Origin of the sequence: Methyloglobulus morosus KoM1 (assembly GCF_000496735.2) — a bacterium.
In the GTDB taxonomy this organism is placed as follows: Bacteria; Pseudomonadota; Gammaproteobacteria; order Methylococcales; family Methylomonadaceae; genus Methyloglobulus; species Methyloglobulus morosus.
The window spans coordinates 1-21028 of the sequence record NZ_AYLO01000029.1 but is presented as its reverse complement, the minus strand read 5'-3'; the positions used below and the strand labels follow the sequence as shown (position 1 = coordinate 21028).

Genomic DNA, 21028 nt, shown 5'->3' with positions numbered 1-21028 from the left:
TCGGTTATACCATTAAAGAACGGCCCTTGGGTACGAGCCGAGCAATTTCAGCATACTGACATTATCCCTTAAAATATCAAGCGCCTTGGCGACTTGCTCGTCTTCACTATGGCCTTCAATGTCGATGAAAAATACATAATCCCACAACCCTTGACGGGACGGCCTGGATTCGATATGGAGCATGCCGATACCGAACCGGGCAAACGGCTCCAAAATTTTGTACAAGGCCCCTGGTTGATTGCCGGTAGAAACCACCAAGGAAGTCTTATCATTGCCTGTTGATGCTGACGCTTGCTTTCCGATAATGATAAATCGGGTCGTGTTGTCCTGTTCATCCTCAATATTTTTATCGAGAATAATCAGATGGTACAGTTCTGCGGCAGGCCTTCCGGCAATGGCGGCCGTGTTTGCGTTAACAGAGGCCAATCTTGCCGCTTCGGCATTGCTGCTTACTGCCGTTTGCTTGACATGCGAGAAATTTTTCTCCAGCCATTGACGGCATTGGGCCAGTGATTGCTGATGGGAAAAAATCTCCGTTATTTGTGCCTTGTCCTTGACGAGACCCATCAGGTTTTGGTGTATCTGGATCTCAACTTCACCACAGATATTCAGGGATGAACCCAGGAAACGGTCAAACGTATAGCTGATTACCCCTTCGGTAGAATTTTCTACGGGCACCACGCCAAATTGACACCCGCCATTTTCCACCGCAGAGAATATATCGTTAATCGTTGCGGCGGGGACCGCCTTGACTGCATTGCCAAAATGTTTAAGCACCGCTTGTTGGGTAAACGTGCCTTCTGGCCCGAGGTACGCCACATCCAACGGCTTTTCCAATGCCAAACAGGACGACATCAACTCCCGAAAGAATCGCACAGCCGTTTGGTCGGGCAAAGGCCCTTGGTTCAGCTCTTTAATTCTCCGCAGCACCAATGATTCCCGGTCAGGACGGTAAAAAGTCCCTTGTTCGCCCAGTGCAATCTTGGTTTTAGCGACTTCCATAGCACAAGACGCGCGCAGGTTGATCAGTTCCAGTATCTGCTGATCAATGCTGTCGATTTTTTCCCTTAGCTCATTTAGAGGCGTAATTGATGCCATAATTTTTGCTAGACATAGGTGAGGTCGATCTGCCAACGTCGCGCCAGCAAAAAGACCGAAACAATGGTCGCCACCAATAAAAGCAACCCTATCCACTTGCGCTCCGGCCCAAAATAATGCCAAACCAAGACATTGCCCCCAATGTTCAGGCCTATTAAAACCAATTCGTGCAAGACGCTTTCCGTCATCTATAAGTCGTAGATAAAATAATTTTAGTGCGTCCGTTCGAATTCTTTGATGAATTCACATAGCGCATCCACGCCGGATTCCGGCATGGCGTTATATATACTGGCCCGCATTCCGCCTACAGAGCGGTGGCCTTTCAGTTCAAACAAGCCATTGGCTTCTGCGGCAGCCAGGAAAGCCTTATCGAGGGCGTCATCAGACAAGATAAACGGCACGTTCATCCTCGAACGCACTGATTTTTCCACAGGATTGCTGTACAAAGTCGATTGATCGATGACATCATACAATTTTACTGCCTTAGTGATATTGCGCCGCTCTATCGCGGAAACACCGCCCTGCGCTTTCAGCCATTTCAGCACCAAACCAACCAGGTACCAGTTGTACGTGGCGGGCGTATTCAGCATCGAACCGTTTTTCACCTGTTGGGCATAATCGAATACCGGCGGCATCCCTTTTACCGCAAGGCCAACCAAGTCTTCACGAACGATGACCACCGTAACACCCGCAGGGCCCATGTTTTTTTGGGTACCTGCGTAAATCAAGCCAAAATTGCTGACATCAACCGGGCGTGACAGGATGTTTGAAGACATATCAGAAACCAGCGTCAAACCTTTGCTGTCAGGGATGGACTGAAACTCTACCCCGTGGATGGTTTCGTTTGAGGTGTAATGCAGGTATGCCGCATCCTGGTCTATCTGCCAAGATGCATAATCGGGTATGTAGGTGAAATTCTTGTCTTGCGAACTGGCACTAACAACAGCCTCGCATTGACCTTTTGCATCCTGTATGGCTTTTTCCGACCATGCACCCGTGTTGACGTAACAGGCCTTGGTCTTGCCGTTAAGAATATTTTGCGGAATTAAAGAAAATTGTGCAGATGCACCGCCTTGCAAAAACAGCACCTTATAATTGGCAGGAATTGCCAATAATTCGCGCAAATCGCTTTCGAGTTCTTCGGCAATCATGGAGAAATATTTGCCGCGATGGCTCATTTCCATAACGGACATGCCGCTGTCCCGCCATTCCAGCATCTCGGCCTGAGCCTGTTGCAACACGGATTCAGGAAACGCGGACGGCCCTGCACTAAAATTATAAACCCTGCTCATGTATCACTCTGCTCCTGAATCGTTGTCATCATTGGTTATTGCTTGCTCCCCATCTTGCTCAAGCGTATCGCTCCCGTCTTCGGCACTATCGTCGCCCTCGCCGGCCAGTCCTTCGATACGATCTACGCCGATCACTTTTTCACCCGTATCCAAGCGGATAATCCGTACGCCTTGGGTATTCCGACCGACAACGGAAATGCCGTCTACTGGAGTACGGACGAGGATGCCACCGTCGGTAATCAACATAATTTCGTCGTGTTCATTAACTAATACTGCACCGACCAAGGCACCGTTACGTTCTGAGGTCTGGATAGCAATCATGCCTTGCCCGCCACGCTTGTGTTGGGTAAATTCTTCTACTCGGGTACGTTTTCCGAACCCATTTTCAGTAATATTAAGCACCATGCCTTCCGTACCGATGATGAGCGAGATGATTTTCTGGCCATCCTGCAAGCGCATACCGCGCACACCAGAAGCCGTCCTACCCATAGGGCGAACATCGGACTCATTAAAGCAATTGGCCTTGCCGGAACTGGCAAATAACAACACATTTTGCTGACCATCGGTGACGGCGACACCCACTAACGTATCGTCTTCCCGCAAATCAATGGCAATTTTGCCATTGGCGCGTTGACGTTCAAATTCGTTCAATGGCGTTTTCTTGACGGTGCCTGATGAGGTCGCCATGAAAATGAATTTATTGTCGCTGAATTCCTTGATCGGCAAAATGGCGTTGATTTTCTCGCCCTCATCCAGCGCAAGTAAGTTGACAAACGGCTTACCCCTAGAGGCACGGCTGGCAACCGGAAGCTGGTAAACCTTCAGCCAGTAGACTTTGCCCCGCGATGAAAAACATAAAATCGTGTCGTGCGTATTGGCAATAATCAGCTTATCGACATAGTCTTCTTCTTTCGTCGCCGTCGCCGACTTGCCGCGTCCACCGCGTCGCTGCGCCCGATAATCGCTCAACGGCTGCGCTTTGACGTAACCCTCATGCGACTTGGTGACGACCATGTCTTCTTCGGTTATCAAATCGCCGTCGGACAGATCCAGTTGGCTCTGGATAATTTCGGTGCGACGCTTATCGCCAAATTCCTCTTTAATGGCAACAAGTTCTTCTCGGATGATTTCCATAAGGCGATAATCATTCGCCAAAATATGCAGGTATTCGTCGATCTGCTCAAGCAATTCCTTGTATTCGTTGATGATCTTATCTTGCTCAAGACCCGTCAAGCGTTGCAATTGCAATTCCAGGATGGCGGTAGCCTGGGCTTCCGATAAACGGTACAACTCACCGGCAATCCCGAATTCCATCGCCAAGTCTTCCGGTCGGGAGCGATTGGCATCGGCGCGATCCAACAGCGACAGCACCAGGCCCGCATTCCAACTTTTTGCCAGTAAGCCATCTTTAGCATCGCTGCGGTTGCTGGACGATTTGATCAATTCAATCATCTCGTCAATGTTGGCAAGCGCAACCGCCAAACCTTCCAACGTGTGGGCGCGTTCCCGCGCTTTCTTTAAGTTGAATATTGTCCTGCGGGTGACGACTACGCGACGATGGTCAATAAACGCATCAAGAATCTCTTTCAGGTTCAAGCAATAAGGTCGCCCATCCAACAGAGCCACCATGTTGATGCCGAATACCGTCTGGAACTGGGTTTGTTTGTAAAGATTGTTAAGGACAACCTCCGGCATTTCTCCGCGTTTCAGTTCAATAACCAGACGCATACCGTCTTTGTCGGATTCGTCCCGAATCGCTGAAATGCCTTCAATCCTGCCCTCTTTGACCAATTCGGCTATCTTCTCTTGCAGGTTAGCCTTGTTGACCTGATAAGGTAATTCCGTGGTGATAATGGCTTGGCGATTACCGCCTTCAACGTCCTCGAAATGGCAACGTGCGCGCAGGTAAATCTTGCCGCGCCCCGTCGTGTAGGCACTATAAATGCCTGAATAACCATTAATAAAGCCGGCTGTCGGAAAATCTGGACCCATCACATGCACCATCAGGTCTTGTATGGTCGCATCAGGCTGGTCGACTAGGTGCAAACATGCATTGATGACTTCGGTTAAATTGTGCGGCGGGATATTAGTCGCCATTCCCACGGCAATGCCTGACGAACCGTTTATCAGTAGCGTCGGCACTTTGGTCGGTAAAACGGTTGGTTCGAACTCTTTCTCGTCGTAGTTCGGGTCGAAATCGACGGTCTCTTTATCCAAATCCGCCAGCATTTCATGCGAAATTTTGGCCAGTCGCGCTTCCGTATAACGCATGGCGGCGGGCGGGTCGCCATCCACTGAGCCGTAATTCCCTTGCCCGTCGATTAAAACATAGCGCATGGAAAACGGTTGCGCCATCCGCACCATCGTATCGTAAATGGCGCTGTCGCCATGCGGATGGTATTTACCCATAACTTCTCCGACAATACGGGCGGATTTCACATACGGCTTGTTCCAGTCATTGCCTGCCTCATACATCCCGTACAACACCCGGCGATGTACAGGCTTTAACCCATCCCTGACATCAGGGAGCGCCCTGCCCACGATCACGCTCATCGAGTAGGCAAGGTACGACTGTTTCATCTCATCTTCGAGATTGACAGGTATGATTTCTTTAGCGAAGTTTGACATTAATCCCTAATATTTAAGAATTGACCAGTTGGAAAGCACCGACACGGTTTTGTAACGAACAAAAAATTCTCTAATTTTTTGATATTTATAATTCAGCCGTATGACCTGTAATTTGAATAGCGGGTGATTATATCAAATTGCAGGTTTCACGTCGAAGATGTTACCGGCTTACTTAGCTAATAAGGATGGATTTTTTATGAGTTACTTGTAGCCAATAAGTGCAACTAAGAAAAATTCAACACGGAACTTAAGCGTGGATTATTGCTCAGGGTTCTGCAGGAAACAAACCCTATGTTTTGGTCTTTGTAGGGATAATGGTAGCTTAATATCGATTCCGAAAATTCCGTTGCATTCCCGTATTCTACAAGAACATATCCATCAGGCTGTTGGTTTACAAACGCCTTTAGCTCATTAGCGTTTGAAATCACGTCAATCGCTTGGGTTAGTCGGCCTGTAAAATGAAATTGTCCGTAATACTTTGCGCCATAAAATGCAATAGCCCTTTTCTCTTCCATCAACTCAGCAATTTTTTTGGCTGGCGGCGCAGTATCGTAGTGTTTGCCATTGACTTGAAAGAAGCCACCCGCAAGTACCAACGCCGTTATGATCGAGCCCAAACAGACCAAAGCAACCGATTCATTTTTGTTTTGTGCAGGCAAGGCACTCAAACTGACAGCACTTATGCACAGCGCTATGCCCCACACTGGCGAAATGGAGGGCAACCCTTCCCACCAGCGGCAAAACCCGTTCAACCAAGGCAACAACATCAACACCAGCCCCAAGAGACCTAACGCAGACATAACCCACACATGCGCACGCTGCCAATTAAATTCGGCCATATTATCGAACGCCCACGCCATCAACAAGGCTATTGCTGGCATTAAGGGCAAGAGATAATGGATGCGCTTGCCGCTGACCAGCGAAAATGCGACAAAAACCGGAACTGCCCAGGCCAGGCAAACGCGCACCCCGAAGTCCTGCAAATCCAATCTGGCTAATCCTGTCCAAAATGGCTTCATCAGCACCCAGGGCAACAATATTATGGGCAACCATTGCAAATACCACCAAAACGGTTGTTTGTGCGAGAATGAATCCACTAAACGACCGAAAGTCTGCCTAAGAAAAATAGCATTACGGTAGACTTCGCCGCCTTTAATTCCTGCAGGAATGGCCCAACATAACGCGATCACCCCCCCCATCAAAGTCGCAAAAAACAGCCCGCCATACCAATGATGCCAAGGAAAATCCCGTTTTTGCAAAGCCAGCCACCACGGTACCAGTAGCGCAACCGGCAGCACATGCAAAAAAATGACTGGACCTTTACTGAGAGTTCCGCCGCCAAGCGCCAGGCCCAACAATGCCCAACGCTTCAATGAAAGCCCATACCTAGCAAGCGTTAACAACACGTAAATGCCAAGCAACGCAAAGAAACTCAGCATAATATCGAACATGATTAAGCTGCTGAACACCATCCAGAAAAAAAAACCGAGCAATATAACCGAGGTCAGTTCTGCAACCTGGTTCCGGTCAGGCCAAAGCTGTTTAGCAACGGATTGGGAAAGATACAATGTCGCCAACGAAAACAGGGGCGAAATAAGGCGTAACGACCAATCATTTACCCCAAACAGCCACCAAGAGAGTTGTATTAACCAAAACAACAAAGGCGGTTTATGGCTATAGGCTTCGCCATTGAGATACGGCAAAAGAAAATCATTCCTAACCCACATTTCCCATGCCACCGCAGCATAACGGGTTTCATCGATAGGGAACAAAGGCCGGATGGATAAGCTAACACCGACCAGGATAACCCACAAGCCAACTAACCTAAGACCGGGCGAAAAAAACCTAAACATTAAACAGGCAGAAAAATAAGCTGACGGAACTATTCAGCGTTCAGGCTTTTTCGCTCATAGATAACAAAATACAGATTGCGGAAATAGATAAACAAGCCCGTAGCCTGCCCCACGATAAAAACCGGATCTTTACGGTGAATGGCATAAGCCAGCAACGTAACCCCACCTGCAATGCTGAAATACCAGAATGCGACCGGAAATACACTTTTTTTCTCTTTTTCGCTTTTTAGCCACTGTACTATGAAGCGGGCGGAAAATAATGCCTGTCCAATGAACCCAATTATCAACCAATAATCAATACCGATTATCAACTTATCCACGTTGCAATTCCTTTGTTACTGGCAATTTCGCCCGTTTCTTTAACCAGATCACGCCTACCAAATCGGTGACCCCCGCCCAAAGCCTATCTAGTGTTCCATATTTCGAGTACCCTTGCGACCTGGCCCGATGATTGACGGGTTCAGAAATAACCCGGCCCCCTGCCCTGATAACCAACGCCGGCAAAAAGCGGTGCATGTGATCGAAATAAGGCAGTTCCAAAAACTTCCCCCGTAAAAACACTTTCAATCCGCAACCCGTATCCGGCGTATTGTCGCCTAATAACCCCGACCTTACGGTATTGGCGAACTTGGATGAAAACAGTTTCCAGACAGAATCTTGCCGCTTGTTCCGCCATCCGGCCACCATCCACAAATCGCTGTTAGCTTTGTTTTGCTGCATCAATAAGTCATATAAACGCGGAATATCGGCAGGATCATTTTGGCCATCCCCGTCTAAGGTTGCAATAATGGGGTATTGGGCAGCTTTAACCCCCGTATAAACTGCCGTACTTTGACCACAGCTAAGCTCGTGTTGGATCACTCTCAGAGTGGCCACCTGTTGCAAAGCCTGTTTCAACACTTGGCTGGTCTGGTCATTGCTGCCATCATCGACAACAATGATTTCATAAACGTCCGCCCCATGCATGACCCCGACAATCTCTTCAAGCAAAGGAACAATGTTGTCGGCTTCATTATGGACAGGAATAACTATGGAAATTTGCACGCGCCCTCTCTAACTAATGGCTTTACTTAACTATTTTGAATCTTAAGAAAAAGTATAATATTTTAATGTTGCAGTATATCATTCCTCTCGTTTCGTGAGGGAAGCTCGCCGCTCAAAAATACCTCAACCCCAAATTGAACTGTACACAGGCTACAAGACACTAAAACTATGCAAACTGCCTGCGGCATTCTACACTGGCTTAACTAGGTCGAAGCGCCGCCCTGACAAATATTAATTGCCTACGAAAACCCTTAATGGCCCAATAACACGACACTGATTCGTTATGGAAAATAGCATAAGACCCTTAAAAATAGCAATTCATGGAATGGATAGCCGTGCCGTCAAGACCATGATGTTGTTTTTACAAGGCCCGTGCAGAGGGGTCGCTTACGTTGTGGTCAATGCTGAAGATGCGGATTTGGACATTTTTGATGGTGATTTGCCCGATTCGAAAAAACTTGTGGAACAATTCACGCTGGAAAACAAACAAAAGCCCGCGCTGGTTGTTTCTCTACAAGATTTTGCAGCAGAAGGAATCCTTTGTCTCAAAAAACCGATAAAAGCGAGCGAGATGTTGCTGGCATTGGAGCAAGCCAAAACAACAATCGACAAACTTTCAAAAACACCTGCCGACGGGGCGGCCTCTCCTGCGGCAGGCATTACAATGGATGCGCATGCGGGACAAGGAACTGAAGCAAAGGGAAACGGGGTTAAACCGTCGGTTTCCAATCTGCCGGAACGCAACAAAACCTCCAAGCATCAGACAGCGCTGCTCTTGGATGAACGAAGTTTCCATAAAAATTTCGACACGTTTAAAGACTTTGATATCAATGACCCAACTCAAGCCATTGCGGCTTCCTATAATCCAAAAAATTTCTTCCAGGGCTTTTTCCAGGCTGCCCTTACTGTTGCCAAGTCAAACAAACAAATCATGTTGCTGGAATCCAATTGGCTCCCAATAACCCTCTTTCCACGCACCCAGGAAATCTGGCTTGATGCCGGCGATCAGGAATTAAAAGGCTTTGCCGGAATAAAGCTCAACCGTAAGATCATGGAAGCCGAATTATTTCTGTCGCGCGTCGATCCCGAAATGGTGACTTTAGACAAAGCGTTGGATAAATTCCAAAGCATTGAGAACTTTTTATGGAAGCTGACCTGCTGGACTTCAAACGGGCATTATCCGCAAGATATTGATTATAGGTTTCCGGTCTATCTAAAAAACTGGCCTAACTTCACCCGCTTACTGGTTACGCCCCATGCGCTAAGGATCTCCGCGTTATTGATAAAGGGACCGCGGACTATGGACAATATTGCCCGAGCCCTTAATATCAAAATCCAATATGTTTTTATGTTTGTCAGTGCTGCGCACGCAATCGGCCTGGCAGGCCAAGTTAAGCGACTGGCGGATAGCCTTGTGGAAGCGCCGGAAATAAAACACAGTGCGTACCACAGGGTATTAAAGCACCTAGCCAGCAAACTGCGTAGCAGATAGGAGAGCCGCCCCTATCCTGGGGCCTACCCATTAATTGAATGCTTTATGCAATTCGGCTAGGGGTGTTGGCTTATGGATGCCCCAACCTTGAGCATAATCTACACCAATTTCTTTCAAAATGGTGTGGATCGTCATATTTTCAACATATTCTGCAATGGTTTCCAATTCCAGTGAATGCGCAATTTCATTCATGGAATTGACCATCACCACATCAGTTGGGCTGTTCGCGATGTCTTTTATGAAAGAGCCATCAATTTTAAGGTAATCAACATCCAAGCTCTTAAGGTAAGAATAAGAGGAATATCCTGTACCAAAATCATCCAAGGAAAACTTGCACCCGAACTGCTTGATTTCCTTAATAAACCTTTTTGTGAAAACCAAGCTGCCCGCAGCCACGGTTTCGGTTACTTCAAAAGTTATTTTATCAGCCGGCACATCTTGCAAGGACAAACGGTCTTTGAGGAAGGTCAGGAATTCTTCGGAATTAAGTGATTGTCCAGACAGGTTTATGGCAAACCCCCCTATATTGTCGAAGATCCGTCGGTTATCCACTATCCATGAAAACACATTATCGACAACCCACCGATCTATTTCCGGCATTCGTTGGCAGCGTTCAACTGCGGGAATAAAATTGTCCGGCGGAATAATATTACCCACTTCATCCCTTACCCCAAGCAGGATTTCATAATGTGAATGGCTGTTTTTTTCCGGGAAAATAGGGGCAATCATCTGGCAACGGGCAAAAAGGCGCTTTTCGGACAATATCCGGTCAATTCGCCCGGTCCATTCATGGATATCGGCTTGCAGCCTTAAGGATTCATCGTTTTCCTGATAAACCCTGATATGGTTATGGCCGCTGCGTTTCGCGGAAATAATAAGGGAATCGGCTTTCTGCAACAGCTCCTCGACATTGTGAATATTCCCTTCGATGACGGGAACCAAGCCCATGATAATGCTAACCGTGAAACTTTTATCATTCCAAACGAAATTCGACTTGTTAATCATGTCCCTAATTTGTTTAGCCGTTTCCTGGCCTTCCTCAGAGGACGTATTTTGCAACAGAAAACCAAAGGTCTTGTCGCCAAGCCGTGAAACCATTCCGTTTGCGCCCAGCTTCTTGCTCATCAATTCTGCCACTTGTAACAATAGCTTATCACCACCCAACAAGCCGCAAACATTGGTGATAATCCGAAAATCTTCTATTTCCAGATAACCCAGTATATGTTGGGAGTTATCGAAATTAGCGATCAATTCTTTTATTTTAGTGATAAAGCGTTTACGGTTAGGCAGATTTGTGACCGGATCATGGGATACGCTATGGATCAATTTTTCCTGCATTTGTTGCAACATGGTCGTTGTTGCGCGATCCATGACGGGTTCATCGAGATTTTCTATTTGGGTAACGACCCCACTTTGCAAGAGCTCAGCCAGCTCGTTGCGAGTGAGATCCTGCTTTTTGTAACCGTCACGATTGACAAAAACAAAGTTTTTAAGAATCTCACCAATCCAAACCAGTTTTAAGGGTTCAAACGCTTCTTTTTCCAGGGAGAAGGTAAACCAATTCCCCGCTTCAAATTGGTCAACTTCAAGATACCATCTGTCTGAGACGAATTCATTGGGTTGCTCTTTCGCTTTGAGTTCAACAAAAGCCATATCAATGGGCTTTCGGACACGAGGCGTACCCACGCCAATTAGGCTAGCATACAGCTCTTCCATGATTTTGTTATGGACAAAGGCATTCGTACAGACAGTGCCTAATTTACTGTTGATGAAATCGAGCTCCATTTCAATGATGGCGAATTGCCCTTCGGGCAACCCGTCCAAATGGGAATACCACCCCAACAGTTCATCTATGACTTCAAGGTAACGCAAGCGTTCTGCAGACTCATTGTTTAACTCCGTAATCACCAATAGATGCTGCCAACCTGAGCTTAATAGGGACTGGATAACCGTGGGAACGGTTTTGCCTGACAGCCTGCTATCGATGGTATGCTGAATTTTTAGCCGTGCTTTTTCGAGCTTTTGCTTGCCTTCATAAATTTCGATAACACGGCGGATATTTGCCTCTTTAGACCTTGCGATAGGGGCAGATATTTCCTTCAGTTCTTCATTAGCTTTGGCAAAAATATCGGGATTAGTGATGGAGCCCTGGGCGATCCTCGACATCATCTTATCCAGGACCTGCCTGATCTGGGTGTTTTTGATGACCTTGTTTTGGTTGACGGCGCTATCCAAGGAAAATAACTGATTCAACAGATTCCGTGCCGGATGGTGTTCCGAATCCAAAAAATTGGGATCCTGTATAGTAAGCGCCATCAAAGGCAACTTGATACTTTCAAGGTACGATTTTACGTTAGGCGTCAACGTCAATTCACTCAGGAGTGCCTGAAAAAGCTGGTCATAAATATCCAGTTTGGTCCTGTCCGCAGATGAAACCCTTTTGGAGTCCAAATTTGCGGATGTGGCCGAGGCCATTTCGAGTTGGCTTTGTAAAAGGGCGGAGGCATCTTGCGGAAGCCCTTCCATGGATCTGGAAGCTTGCAACTTTGTTAACGCAGCCAAAAGCTCATCGGCCGAATACTCGACACCACCCGTTGGGCCGGAGAACTCATTCTCTATGACATGGCTGGCTGTACTGCCGTACTGATTCGCAGCCATCCCTTGGCTAATTAAATTGAATAACCGGTTGGCTGTTTGGGTAACAGGCTGGGCTTGGCTAACACGAGGCGGCCTAACTAAAGGAATGGACGGTATCGGTGCGCCGGGATTGTAAGACGCATCCGAATAGTGATATGCATCGTTGTCGAATGTCGGCAATTGATACTCACCGCCCGGCGTAAATGTTTCTGTGAAGGCATCGTGCTTGGTACTGGTTGGGTAATTTTTTTTCCACGTTATATCTTGGGCAATACCGATGGGCGCACCAAATTGAACCATAAGCGCATCAAAACTTGAATACAACGTTGACAAATGGTCGGACAAAGTCGTCTGAAAAGCTTGGTAAAGGGTTCTTTTCGCCGCCACACTGTCTTCTATGGCGGCTATTTCTTGACGAAAACTTTCGCATAACCGCTCTGGATCAATCGGATTTTTGATCAGGTATCGTGGAAAACAGGTGACATAACTGAGTTTAAGCTCAAGTTGGTAAAGTTGGTTTTTGTATTTTGCGTTAATTTTTCTAATCAGTGTGGAAAAACTTAACCAATCTTCGAAGGTGTCTTTTTCAACCAATGAAAGGCTTGATCCTGAAACTTCAATCCCTTTTTTCGATTCCGTTGTACCGCCAGTAAATTTAATCCCCTCTGTTAATGCCTTGCAATAGCTAGTAGTGAGCGCGCCTTTATTCATCCTTAAAACTGACATTAAATTTCTTTGGGCGCTTACGTCCCTAAAGTTTTCAGCAAAGGCAGGCGGTTTTTCCAGTTCGTCTTCGACATCCTCAAAAAATTCTTGCAACAGGACAGGGAGGGTGTTACCCAGCATTTTCCTGAAGGCTTCTTTAAACTGCTCCTGATTGCTCGAGGCCACGTAGAATCTGGGATTGTTGGAATACGCCGCAATCGACCCCAGGTTTGTCGATTTCGTCAATGCCTTGTACATGGGTTCAGAAATATTTTCGAATACGACCCCCACGCCATTATCGGCAATTCGGGCAACTTGTGCGTCGATTTGGAAATATTCTTTAGCGGTTTCGGTTTGTGCCGAAAAGTAAATTTTTGCGCTCCTCCCTTTTTGTAAACCAACCTCCGCCGGATTTTTTAACTGCAAAAACAGCCCCTGCTCACAAAAGTCGAGAATAACACACTGAATTGTAGCTTTATCACCGACAGTTATAACCGCTTCAACTTTTGTGCCTTGACGTTTGTAACGACGCTTTTCGGTTGTCTTATTTGGAGTTACCATAAGTGTAGTGCGTAAACTGCTCCACGCTCTGTATTTATTATTTATATTAATTGTAACTTAAGTTTAGCTGGAAAATTGAAAATAGCACTTTTGAGTTCGACCAGCTGGTTACAAACCTAACATTCGCATATCTTCCCCTGCCGATCAACTCAAAACATAATTTAACACAGGATATTTAATGTCCCATCAACACTTTTTCTGGGAACTGCATCGTCATGCAATGCAGACTACCATATTGATGCACCAATGGGCGACATGGGATTAAGATAGCCCTGCGTCCGGGAAAGCAACCTTCCAGCCGTTCAGCCGCAACAATATCCATGGGATCGCCATAAGCGGGAACCAGCACCGCATGATTGATGATTAAAAAATTGGCATAATTGGCAGGCAGGCGCTGGCCTTCCCCGTCGAATATCGGTTGTGGCAAAGGCAAAGCGACTAGCTGGTAGGGTTCATTCGATGGGGTACGAAACGCCTGCAACTGCGCTTCCATGTGATTCAGTCCGTGGTAATGCCGATCATTTATGTCATCACAACGGGTATAAGCAATGGTGGTTGCCGAACAAAACCGTGCCAGTGTATCGACATGGGCATCCGTATCATCACCGGCCAAACTGTCCTGGTCTAACCAAAACACGCGTTTAGCACCGAGATGCTGCAATAATTGCCGCTCAATGTCAGCTTGCCTCAATCCTTTGTTCCTATTGGGATTCAATAGGCATTGGCGGGTAGTCAACAGCGTGCCAATACCGTCGCTTTCGATGCTGCCGCCTTCCAATATGAAATCAATGTCCTGATGACTAACCCCCTTGAAAGGGCTATGCGCCAATAATTTGTGGTTGAGTGCATTGTCTTCCTGGTGAGGATATTTGTTACCCCAGCCGTTAAAACGAAAGTTAAGCAGTTGCAGTTCTCCGTCATTTTCTACACTGAGGAATACGCTGTCCCTGACCCAGGTATCGTTAATGGTGGCTTGAATGTAGTCGATGTTGTGGTCGCTTATCAGCAAAGACGTGATATGTTGCTGATGGCTGTCGTCGTGGCAGACAATAATCAACCGTTGATATTGGGTAATAGTTTTGGCAATAAACGTATAAGTTTCTTCGATGGCATCCAAATGGTGGTTGAAGTCACTTGTGTCATGCGGCCAAGCGATCAATACGCCGGATTGGGGTTCCCATTCGGCTGGAAAGCGGATCATGGTTGTTTAGTTCCTGTGGTTAACATTTCCCGTGCGTGGGCACGGGTATTTTCGGTAATGGTTACGCCGCCCAGCATCCGTGCGATTTCCGCTACGCGCTCTTCATCTTCAAGTAATCTGACGGTAGAGGACGTAATGTCGGTTTGGCTGTTTTTTTCGACGTAAAGATGGTGATGGGCTTGCGCGGCGACTTGGGGCAAATGCGTGACGCATAAGACTTGCCGACCCAACCCCAGGCTACGCAGTTTTTGCCCAACAATTTCGGCAATGCCGCCACCGATACCTGAATCGACTTCATCGAATATCATGGTGGGCGTGGTGTTGTCGCTGGAGGTGGTGACTTGGATTGCTAAGCTGATTCTGGACAACTCACCGCCAGAAGCCACTTTAGCCAAGGGTTTGGCCGGTAGGCCAGGATTCGCGCAAACCAGGAATTCGACCTTATCCTTTCCGTTCAGCTTAGGTGCGCCGTCTGCCGAGGCTGTACACTCGACCCGAAACTCCCCTTGTGGCATCCCTAATTCCTTAATCATTGCCGAGATTTGCTCCTGTAGTTTGCTTGCTTGCCGCTGGCGGACCAACGTCAGTTCGGCGGCAAGGCTTTGGTATTGCTTGGACAATTCCTCCGTTTGCACAGTAAGATCAGCTATGCGTTCGCTACTGTACGTCAGGCTGTCCAACTCACGTTCAAGGCTTTCCACCAATTCAGGCAAAGCTTCCGGCGCGACATGATGCTTTCGGCTCAATTTTTGGATCATGGCGATTTGGTTTTCCAGCACCTCCATACGATGCGGATCGGCTTCCTGTGCCTTAATAAAGCGACGCAATTGCAGGGCGGCTTCTTCCACTTGGATTTGCGCTTCTGAAAGCAGGGTGCTTATATCGTTCAGTTCCGGTGCATACCGGGCAATCTGAGTGATTTCACTGACGCTATGGGTGAGCATTTGGTTGACAGACATTTGGTCGCTCTCATACAAGGCGTCAACCTGCCGTTGTCCTATGACGAGGATATTCTCCAGGTTGGCGAGTTTGCCATGTTCTTCCGATAGCGCGATATAGTTGTAATTTTCCAGATCAAGATGGCGCAATTCTTCAATCTGGTAGCGCAAGAATTCTTCCCGTTGTAATCGGTCAGTGCTGGCTTTGGTCTGATCCTCCAGTTCTTTGTTGGCTTTATGCCATTGCCGGTAACAATCGTTGACTTTATCCAATAAGGCTTGGTTTTTGCCGAAAGCGTCCAGCAATCGACGTTGTTCGTCACTATTGAGCAACGTCAGGTGCGCGTGCTGACCGTGGATCTGCACAAGCATCTCGCTCAACTCCTGTAAGGTTTGCAGTGTGACTGGGCTATTGTTGATGTAGGCTTTGGAACGCCCGTCATCCGACACCACGCGCCTTATCAAGCAGTGCGCGCCATCGTCCAACTCATTGTTTTTCAACCAATCCTGCGCTGACCCAACATCCGTCAAGTCAAACTCCAGATTGATCTCAGCACGTTTGCAATGGGGTCGGACAAAACCCGAATCGGCACGGTCGCCCAGGGCCAGACCCAATGCGGTCAGCAAAATGGACTTCCCGGCACCGGTTTCACCCGTCAAGACCGACATGCCTTTTAAGAGGTCCAGGTCTAGCGCTTTGACGACTGCCAGGTCAATAATATTCAGGTTGACTAACATTTGTCTTAGCCGGAATTACCGCCGCTCCAGTTCAACTTACTCCGGAGTATCTGGAAAAAATCATGGCCTTCAGGATGAAGGATCCGGATGGGTTTAGGATATTTCTTAATCAAGATTTTATCACTAATCAACACATCCGGGATTTCGATGTGGTCACAGGTGACCAAGGCATTAATTTGCTTGGTTTGACAAAAACTGATCTCGATTTCAGCCGAATCATCAATCACGATAGGGCGATTGGATAAAGTGTGCGGGTTAAGCGGCACGAGCACCAAGGCATTCAATGACGGATGCAATATCGGCCCACCTGCCGACAGGGAATAAGCTGTCGACCCCGTGGGGGTGGACACGATAAGACCATCCGAACGCTGGGAATTCAGGAAAACATTATCGATTTTGGTGACGATTTCAATCATGCTGGGCGTAACCCAACGGTGGATGGCCACCTCATTCACTGCCGTTTCTTCATGGATAACCCGCTTATCCCGGATGACTTTCGCTTGCAATAAGCTGCGTTTTTCCTCGACATATTGACCTTGCAACATGCGGTGCAACTTGTCTGGAAGTTCATTGGGGGATATATCCACCAAAAATCCCAGCCGCCCCAAGTTGATCCCGATTACCGGCACATCATAATCGGCCGTCACCCGTACCGCAGACAAAAACGTGCCATCACCGCCCACGGCGATCACCAAATCGCAACGCTGGCCTAATTCCTCTGCGGAACAAATGCAGACTGATTTATCGTCAACATATCGGCCAGTTTCTTTGGTAATAACGACGGTGTGGCCTGTCTTTAAATACGCATATAACACAGACAACGTATTGGCTATACCTGGATCGCTGGGCTTGCCTAATATGCCTATAGTTTTAAAGGAAGTCAGCATGGGATAGATTATGACCGGAAAAGCGTGCGATTATACAAAAAACCGGATGAAGGTTTCGGTTTTATTAGCCGCAAAGGATTAATCCACACATGCACAAAACCAACACAAAAGGTTTTCCAAGCCCCTTATCCCTCGTCGGCAAGCAAGGTCTCCCGTTGATCTTCACTGTCCAAAAAGCGCAAGGCAATGTCGCGGAACTGTTCGTTTACGGCTTCAAACGCTTCAACGATCAACGGGTCAAAGTGCTTGTTCTTGCCTTCCCGAATCAACGAAACCGCCTTGTTGTGCGAAAAAGCAGGCTTGTAGACACGCTTGCTGATTAACGCATCGTACACATCCGCCAATGCCATGAAGCGGGCAGGAAAGGGAATCGCCTCACCCGTAAGCCCCTGTGGGTAACCACTACCATCCCATTTCTCTTGATGGGATAAGCAGATTTGGTGGGAAATTTGCATAAAAGGATTCCAACCGATTTGTGTGGCAACCGATTGAATGATATCTGCCCCAATCTGTGGATGGGACTGCATGATCCCAAACTCTATATCAGTGAGCTGGCCGTTTTTGAGCAGTATATGGTCCCGGATGCCAATTTTCCCGATGTCATGCAGCGGCGCGGCTTTGTAAAGCAATTCAATCGTTACGTCAGTTAACACATCCTTAAATTTTGGGTGATGTTGCAAGTGTCGCGCCAATACCCTGATGTATTCTTGGGTGCGTTTAATATGCGCCCCGGTTTCTGGGTCGCGGTATTCGGACATGGAACAAAAGCTGCCAATTATGCCTTCCTGGGTACGGGCAACCAGTAAGCCCATCTGCTTGGCGTGAAGAAATTCCCTGGCATACTTTATTAATGCCAACACCAAAAAAGCGATCAGTGCCATCATCACAGGCAGGGCGGGTGAAATGACAATGCCCGTGTTGGCTAAAAGCAGTTGCGAGAACACCAACAACCCCATAACCAGCAAACAAGGGACCAATACGCTTGCGATTAAGCCGGCATCAGCCAATCCCACAAACAACATCAGCCCCAATGCGGTGCTGATTGCCAATTCAAATGTCCTCGCGTTGTCAGGACGGTACAGGAAATCTTGCCGTGACAGGTTATCGACAATGGCAGCATGGAACTCGACACCCAAAAATTGCGGGTTATAAGGCGTGGGCCGAACTTCATGCAAGCCTGCGGCTGAAACACCCACAAAAACGGTTTTGCCTTGTAAAGCATTTGTTCCCACAACACCCGTAAGCACATCATAAGCCGATATTTTTTTGAAGCCTTGCCCATACACCGGAAATTTAATCCGTAAATTTCCGCCGGAATCCAGGGGGACATCACTTTTTCCTAGTCGCAACACCAAACCAGATTCGGCACCAGAAAGTAAAAAATGGTCGATTGCGTTTGCCGTCAAAAACGCCTGCAAGGCTAAGCTGGGATAATAACGGCCTTTGTACTCGATCACCAAGGGTGTTTTACGATAAATCCCATCGCCATCAGCCGCAGAGTTGATGAACCCGCTGGCGTTGCTGCCTTCTTGTATCGGCGGCACATTACAGGCAATATTGGCGGCATGTTGCAAATGTTGCGGACTTGCCCCGTCGCCAGCCGAAAACCATGCACCGCTTGCTGATTTGGGCCGACAGGGATTGTCGCTAGACTTGTCAAAGGTAAAAAAATAACTGAGCACAAAAGGCCCTGTCTTTAGCGTTTGCCCAAGAACCGCATCGTAATCCCAAAGTGATTCTTCTACCGTTGTCAGCGGCAGTTTTTGCTGCAAATCTTTTTCCATAACCCGCTGAATTTCAATGGGCGATGTCCGGTCGCGCTCAAAAAATAACGCATCAATGCCAACAGCGGCCGGCTCGGATTGTCGGATGGCCGCCAACAAGCGCGCGACCTGATAACGCGGCCACGGCCATTGTCCATAAGCGGCAAGGCTACGTTCGTCAACTTCAACAATAACGGGCAATGAGGAAAGTTCGGCTTTCGGCAACAGGCCGATCTGGGCATCAGTGACGGCATTATTCAGCCGCTCGATGATAGCGGGGCTATTAATAGCCCCTAACAAGAGGAAAAGTGTTAATGCGGTTCCCGCAATTATAGTTTGCACCCGATCCTTTACAAACGAGGCCAGGACAAGCTCATCTCCCAATTCAGCTGTGAACAGTTTTTGCAAGACACTTACCGGACTTCCACTTCTACCCGTCGATTTTTTGGTTCATCAACATTGTCGGCTGTAGGAACCGCCGGATCGTTTTCCCCATAATAACGCATGTCCATACAGTCCTTTTTAACGCCCAAGCCTATTAAAGCCTTGGCTACCTTATCGGCACGTTTCAAGGAAAGTTCTTTATTGCTGCTGTTGTCACCTACAGTGTCACTGTGCCCAATCACACTCATGTCGCAGGATTTCCGCAGATCGATGGCGGCAACAACTTTATCGAACTCAGACTGGGTCTCAGCATTGAATTCGTCAGTCCCAGAGGAAAAATACAGCCGAAGACGCGCAGGCGGAATGGGTTCCTTTGCCAAGGTTTCCGCAAACATGTCCTTGATTTTTTCATCGCTTAAATGGACAGCCTTAGTGGGCGCTTGCTCGGCCTTATCTGCTGCTGCACTGTCGTTGGCTTTATCCAAATGCGTTGTTCCGCCCTTAGTCGTAAGGTCCACCTCACCGACTTTTCCGCCAGCATCAGGAACCAAGACCACCGTTGTCCCTGCGCAAGCCGCCAACAAACCGCAAGATAACATGACCCATATCAATCGTAAGTTCATAAACTAAGCCCCCTTTAGTCGTTTGGTTGTCGTTTGGATTAAGGCGGCGTTATTCCACTTCAATCAAGATTTTCGTCCCGCGCAAACCCAAGGTTGCGGTTGGGGTTATAAACTTAACAGAGCCCGGAGAAATCCTGCCGATGGCCCCCGACACAAATGCAACCGAACCCTTGACCACCCGTGACAAAAAAGAGACATTTTTATCGGCAGGCTTAAACAGGAACTCTTCAACGATCAATTTGCCGCTAGGCCCCAAGGTCAATACCGCACCATCACTAAAGATAATGCCGACTGCACCATCCGAATCGGTGACAATGGTGTCGCCTTCAAAAATGTCCGAACCCTCTGCCAGTTTAACTTCAGCCCCATTTCGGACTGCGGTAGCCAACGGCTGGTAAGTCTTCACTAACCCAATGCGCTCTGTTGCCATAGCAATTGAAGAGAACAGCATCAAGGCAACGAGAAATAGCGTTGGCTGTGTGGCGTATTGTTTGCGCTTTAGTATCATAAAACACCCCGTGTAAATGAGGATTCAAAAAAGATCGACCCAGTATAGGCCAAAACTTAAGACCCGGTTAAAATCGTGACCATTAAAAAAACCCTAATGCCTTTTCGCCAATCCGTTAATCCTTTTAAATCCTATTCGGTAGGATACTACTTAAAAAATCTACACAAGCTTGATGCCGTCCTTATCAATCAGCACCCGTTTCTTTTTATATAATGCGCCAATTGCCTGCTTGAACACTTTTTTACTGACACCGAACGCATCGTAAATAGCTGCCGGCGGGCTAAGGTCGTTTAATGGCAGGAACCCTTGGTTATCTTTTAGCTTCGCTAAAATTATATCGGCGAGATCATCGACCTTACCGTAACCGGGTTGATGCAAGCTTAGGTCAATTTTACGGTCTTCGCGGATTTGCTTGATAAAGCCTTCCCGCTTTTGGCCTTTTTGCACAGGCTGGAACAGCTCATTTCGATACAACATACCCCAGTGTGTGTTGTTGACAATAGCTTTAATGCCTAAATCCGTTTTATCGGCAATAAGCAGGGATACTTTTTGTCCTGCCTTGAAGTAAAAATTTTGGCATTGTTAATAAAGTATAGGCTTTAGCTCGCCGTTCCATTTGAGCATCAAAAGCATGACGGAATATTTAAGCATGTCTTTGCTTTTGCTGTAGCACTTC

General features: G+C 47.5%; 16 protein-coding genes. 1 reads left to right on the top strand and 15 read right to left on the bottom strand.

Going from position 1 to position 21028, the window contains the following annotated elements; translation table 11 throughout:
• Positions 1-12: 12 nt before the first annotated feature.
• The 7 genes from pheA to MGMO_RS04130 all read right to left on the bottom strand — a co-directional run bounded on the left by pheA (position 13) and on the right by MGMO_RS04130 (position 7915).
• Entirely contained in the window at positions 13-1098 is a 1086-nt protein-coding gene (gene pheA, locus MGMO_RS04160; RefSeq protein ID WP_023493780.1) for a prephenate dehydratase, read from the bottom strand.
• An 8-nt stretch (positions 1099-1106) separates the two neighbouring features.
• Positions 1107-1286, bottom strand: coding sequence for a hypothetical protein (locus MGMO_RS04155; protein WP_023493779.1), 180 nt, complete (start codon positions 1284-1286; stop codon positions 1107-1109).
• A gap of 24 nt (positions 1287-1310) precedes the next feature.
• The gene (serC, locus tag MGMO_RS04150) at positions 1311-2390 is read right to left on the bottom strand and encodes a 3-phosphoserine/phosphohydroxythreonine transaminase (RefSeq protein ID WP_023493778.1); all 1080 of its coding nucleotides are present in this window, start codon (positions 2388-2390) and stop codon (positions 1311-1313) included.
• Between the two features lie 3 nt (positions 2391-2393).
• On the bottom strand, positions 2394-5018 hold the full coding sequence (gene gyrA / locus MGMO_RS04145) for a DNA gyrase subunit A (protein WP_023493777.1): 2625 nt from the start codon (positions 5016-5018) through the stop codon (positions 2394-2396).
• A 224-nt stretch (positions 5019-5242) separates the two neighbouring features.
• A complete protein-coding gene (locus MGMO_RS04140) occupies positions 5243-6871 on the bottom strand; it encodes an ArnT family glycosyltransferase (RefSeq protein ID WP_023493776.1) in 1629 nt (542 codons plus the stop codon).
• A 29-nt stretch (positions 6872-6900) separates the two neighbouring features.
• Positions 6901-7191, bottom strand: a complete 291-nt coding sequence (locus tag MGMO_RS04135) for a lipid-A-disaccharide synthase N-terminal domain-containing protein (protein WP_023493775.1) — start codon at positions 7189-7191, stop codon at positions 6901-6903.
• On the bottom strand, positions 7184-7915 hold the full coding sequence (locus tag MGMO_RS04130) for a glycosyltransferase family 2 protein (protein WP_023493774.1): 732 nt from the start codon (positions 7913-7915) through the stop codon (positions 7184-7186). Before MGMO_RS04130 ends, MGMO_RS04135 begins: the two co-directional genes overlap by 8 nt.
• Positions 7916-8198: 283 nt before the next feature.
• On the opposite strand from MGMO_RS04130, the gene MGMO_RS04125 reads away from it, so the two are divergent.
• Positions 8199-9407 carry a hypothetical protein gene (locus MGMO_RS04125; protein WP_036306817.1) on the top strand — a complete coding sequence of 403 codons (1209 nt, stop codon included), beginning with the start codon at positions 8199-8201 and terminating at the stop codon, positions 9405-9407.
• Between the two features lie 30 nt (positions 9408-9437).
• On the opposite strand, the gene MGMO_RS04120 is transcribed toward MGMO_RS04125, so the two are convergent.
• The 8 genes from MGMO_RS04120 to MGMO_RS04085 form a co-directional block, all read right to left on the bottom strand.
• Positions 9438-13310 (bottom strand): DUF1631 family protein, encoded by a 3873-nt coding sequence (locus tag MGMO_RS04120; protein WP_023493772.1) that lies wholly within the window; start codon positions 13308-13310, stop codon positions 9438-9440.
• 175 nt (positions 13311-13485) lie between these two features.
• A complete protein-coding gene (locus tag MGMO_RS04115; protein WP_023493771.1) occupies positions 13486-14511 on the bottom strand; it encodes an agmatine deiminase family protein in 1026 nt (341 codons plus the stop codon).
• Complete coding sequence (gene recN / locus MGMO_RS04110; protein ID WP_023493770.1) at positions 14508-16187, bottom strand: DNA repair protein RecN; 1680 nt, start codon at positions 16185-16187, stop codon at positions 14508-14510. The genes MGMO_RS04115 and recN overlap by 4 nt, the downstream gene beginning before the upstream one ends.
• A 5-nt stretch (positions 16188-16192) precedes the next feature.
• Positions 16193-17074 carry an NAD(+) kinase gene (locus MGMO_RS04105; protein ID WP_023493769.1) on the bottom strand — a complete coding sequence of 294 codons (882 nt, stop codon included), beginning with the start codon at positions 17072-17074 and terminating at the stop codon, positions 16193-16195.
• A 125-nt stretch (positions 17075-17199) separates the two neighbouring features.
• A complete protein-coding gene (locus MGMO_RS04100) occupies positions 17200-19179 on the bottom strand; it encodes a CHASE2 domain-containing protein (RefSeq protein ID WP_235557226.1) in 1980 nt (659 codons plus the stop codon).
• 71 nt (positions 19180-19250) lie between these two features.
• The gene (locus tag MGMO_RS04095; RefSeq protein ID WP_023493767.1) at positions 19251-19844 is read right to left on the bottom strand and encodes an OmpA family protein; all 594 of its coding nucleotides are present in this window, start codon (positions 19842-19844) and stop codon (positions 19251-19253) included.
• Positions 19845-19893: 49 nt separating this feature from the next.
• Positions 19894-20352 (bottom strand): FecR family protein, encoded by a 459-nt coding sequence (locus tag MGMO_RS04090; RefSeq protein WP_023493766.1) that lies wholly within the window; start codon positions 20350-20352, stop codon positions 19894-19896.
• 159 nt (positions 20353-20511) lie between these two features.
• Positions 20512-20829: a S1 RNA-binding domain-containing protein gene (locus MGMO_RS04085; protein WP_023493765.1), complete on the bottom strand. Its 318-nt coding sequence runs from the start codon at positions 20827-20829 to the stop codon at positions 20512-20514.
• Between the last annotated feature and the right edge of the window lie 199 nt (positions 20830-21028).

What these genes read in the sequence shown, in the direction of transcription:
- pheA (WP_023493780.1), bottom strand. Translation starts at nt 1,098, where the DNA reads ATGGCATCAATTACGCCTCTAAATGAGCTAAGGGAAAAAATCGACAGC.
- MGMO_RS04155 (WP_023493779.1), bottom strand. Translation starts at nt 1,286, where the DNA reads ATGACGGAAAGCGTCTTGCACGAATTGGTTTTAATAGGCCTGAACATT.
- serC (WP_023493778.1), bottom strand. Translation starts at nt 2,390, where the DNA reads ATGAGCAGGGTTTATAATTTTAGTGCAGGGCCGTCCGCGTTTCCTGAA.
- gyrA (WP_023493777.1), bottom strand. Translation starts at nt 5,018, where the DNA reads ATGTCAAACTTCGCTAAAGAAATCATACCTGTCAATCTCGAAGATGAG.
- MGMO_RS04140 (WP_023493776.1), bottom strand. Translation starts at nt 6,871, where the DNA reads ATGTTTAGGTTTTTTTCGCCCGGTCTTAGGTTAGTTGGCTTGTGGGTT.
- MGMO_RS04125 (WP_036306817.1), top strand. Translation starts at nt 8,199, where the DNA reads ATGGAAAATAGCATAAGACCCTTAAAAATAGCAATTCATGGAATGGAT.
- MGMO_RS04120 (WP_023493772.1), bottom strand. Translation starts at nt 13,310, where the DNA reads ATGGTAACTCCAAATAAGACAACCGAAAAGCGTCGTTACAAACGTCAA.
- MGMO_RS04115 (WP_023493771.1), bottom strand. Translation starts at nt 14,511, where the DNA reads ATGATCCGCTTTCCAGCCGAATGGGAACCCCAATCCGGCGTATTGATC.
- recN (WP_023493770.1), bottom strand. Translation starts at nt 16,187, where the DNA reads ATGTTAGTCAACCTGAATATTATTGACCTGGCAGTCGTCAAAGCGCTA.
- MGMO_RS04105 (WP_023493769.1), bottom strand. Translation starts at nt 17,074, where the DNA reads ATGCTGACTTCCTTTAAAACTATAGGCATATTAGGCAAGCCCAGCGAT.
- MGMO_RS04095 (WP_023493767.1), bottom strand. Translation starts at nt 19,844, where the DNA reads ATGAACTTACGATTGATATGGGTCATGTTATCTTGCGGTTTGTTGGCG.
- MGMO_RS04090 (WP_023493766.1), bottom strand. Translation starts at nt 20,352, where the DNA reads ATGATACTAAAGCGCAAACAATACGCCACACAGCCAACGCTATTTCTC.
- MGMO_RS04085 (WP_023493765.1), bottom strand. Translation starts at nt 20,829, where the DNA reads ATGTTGTATCGAAATGAGCTGTTCCAGCCTGTGCAAAAAGGCCAAAAG.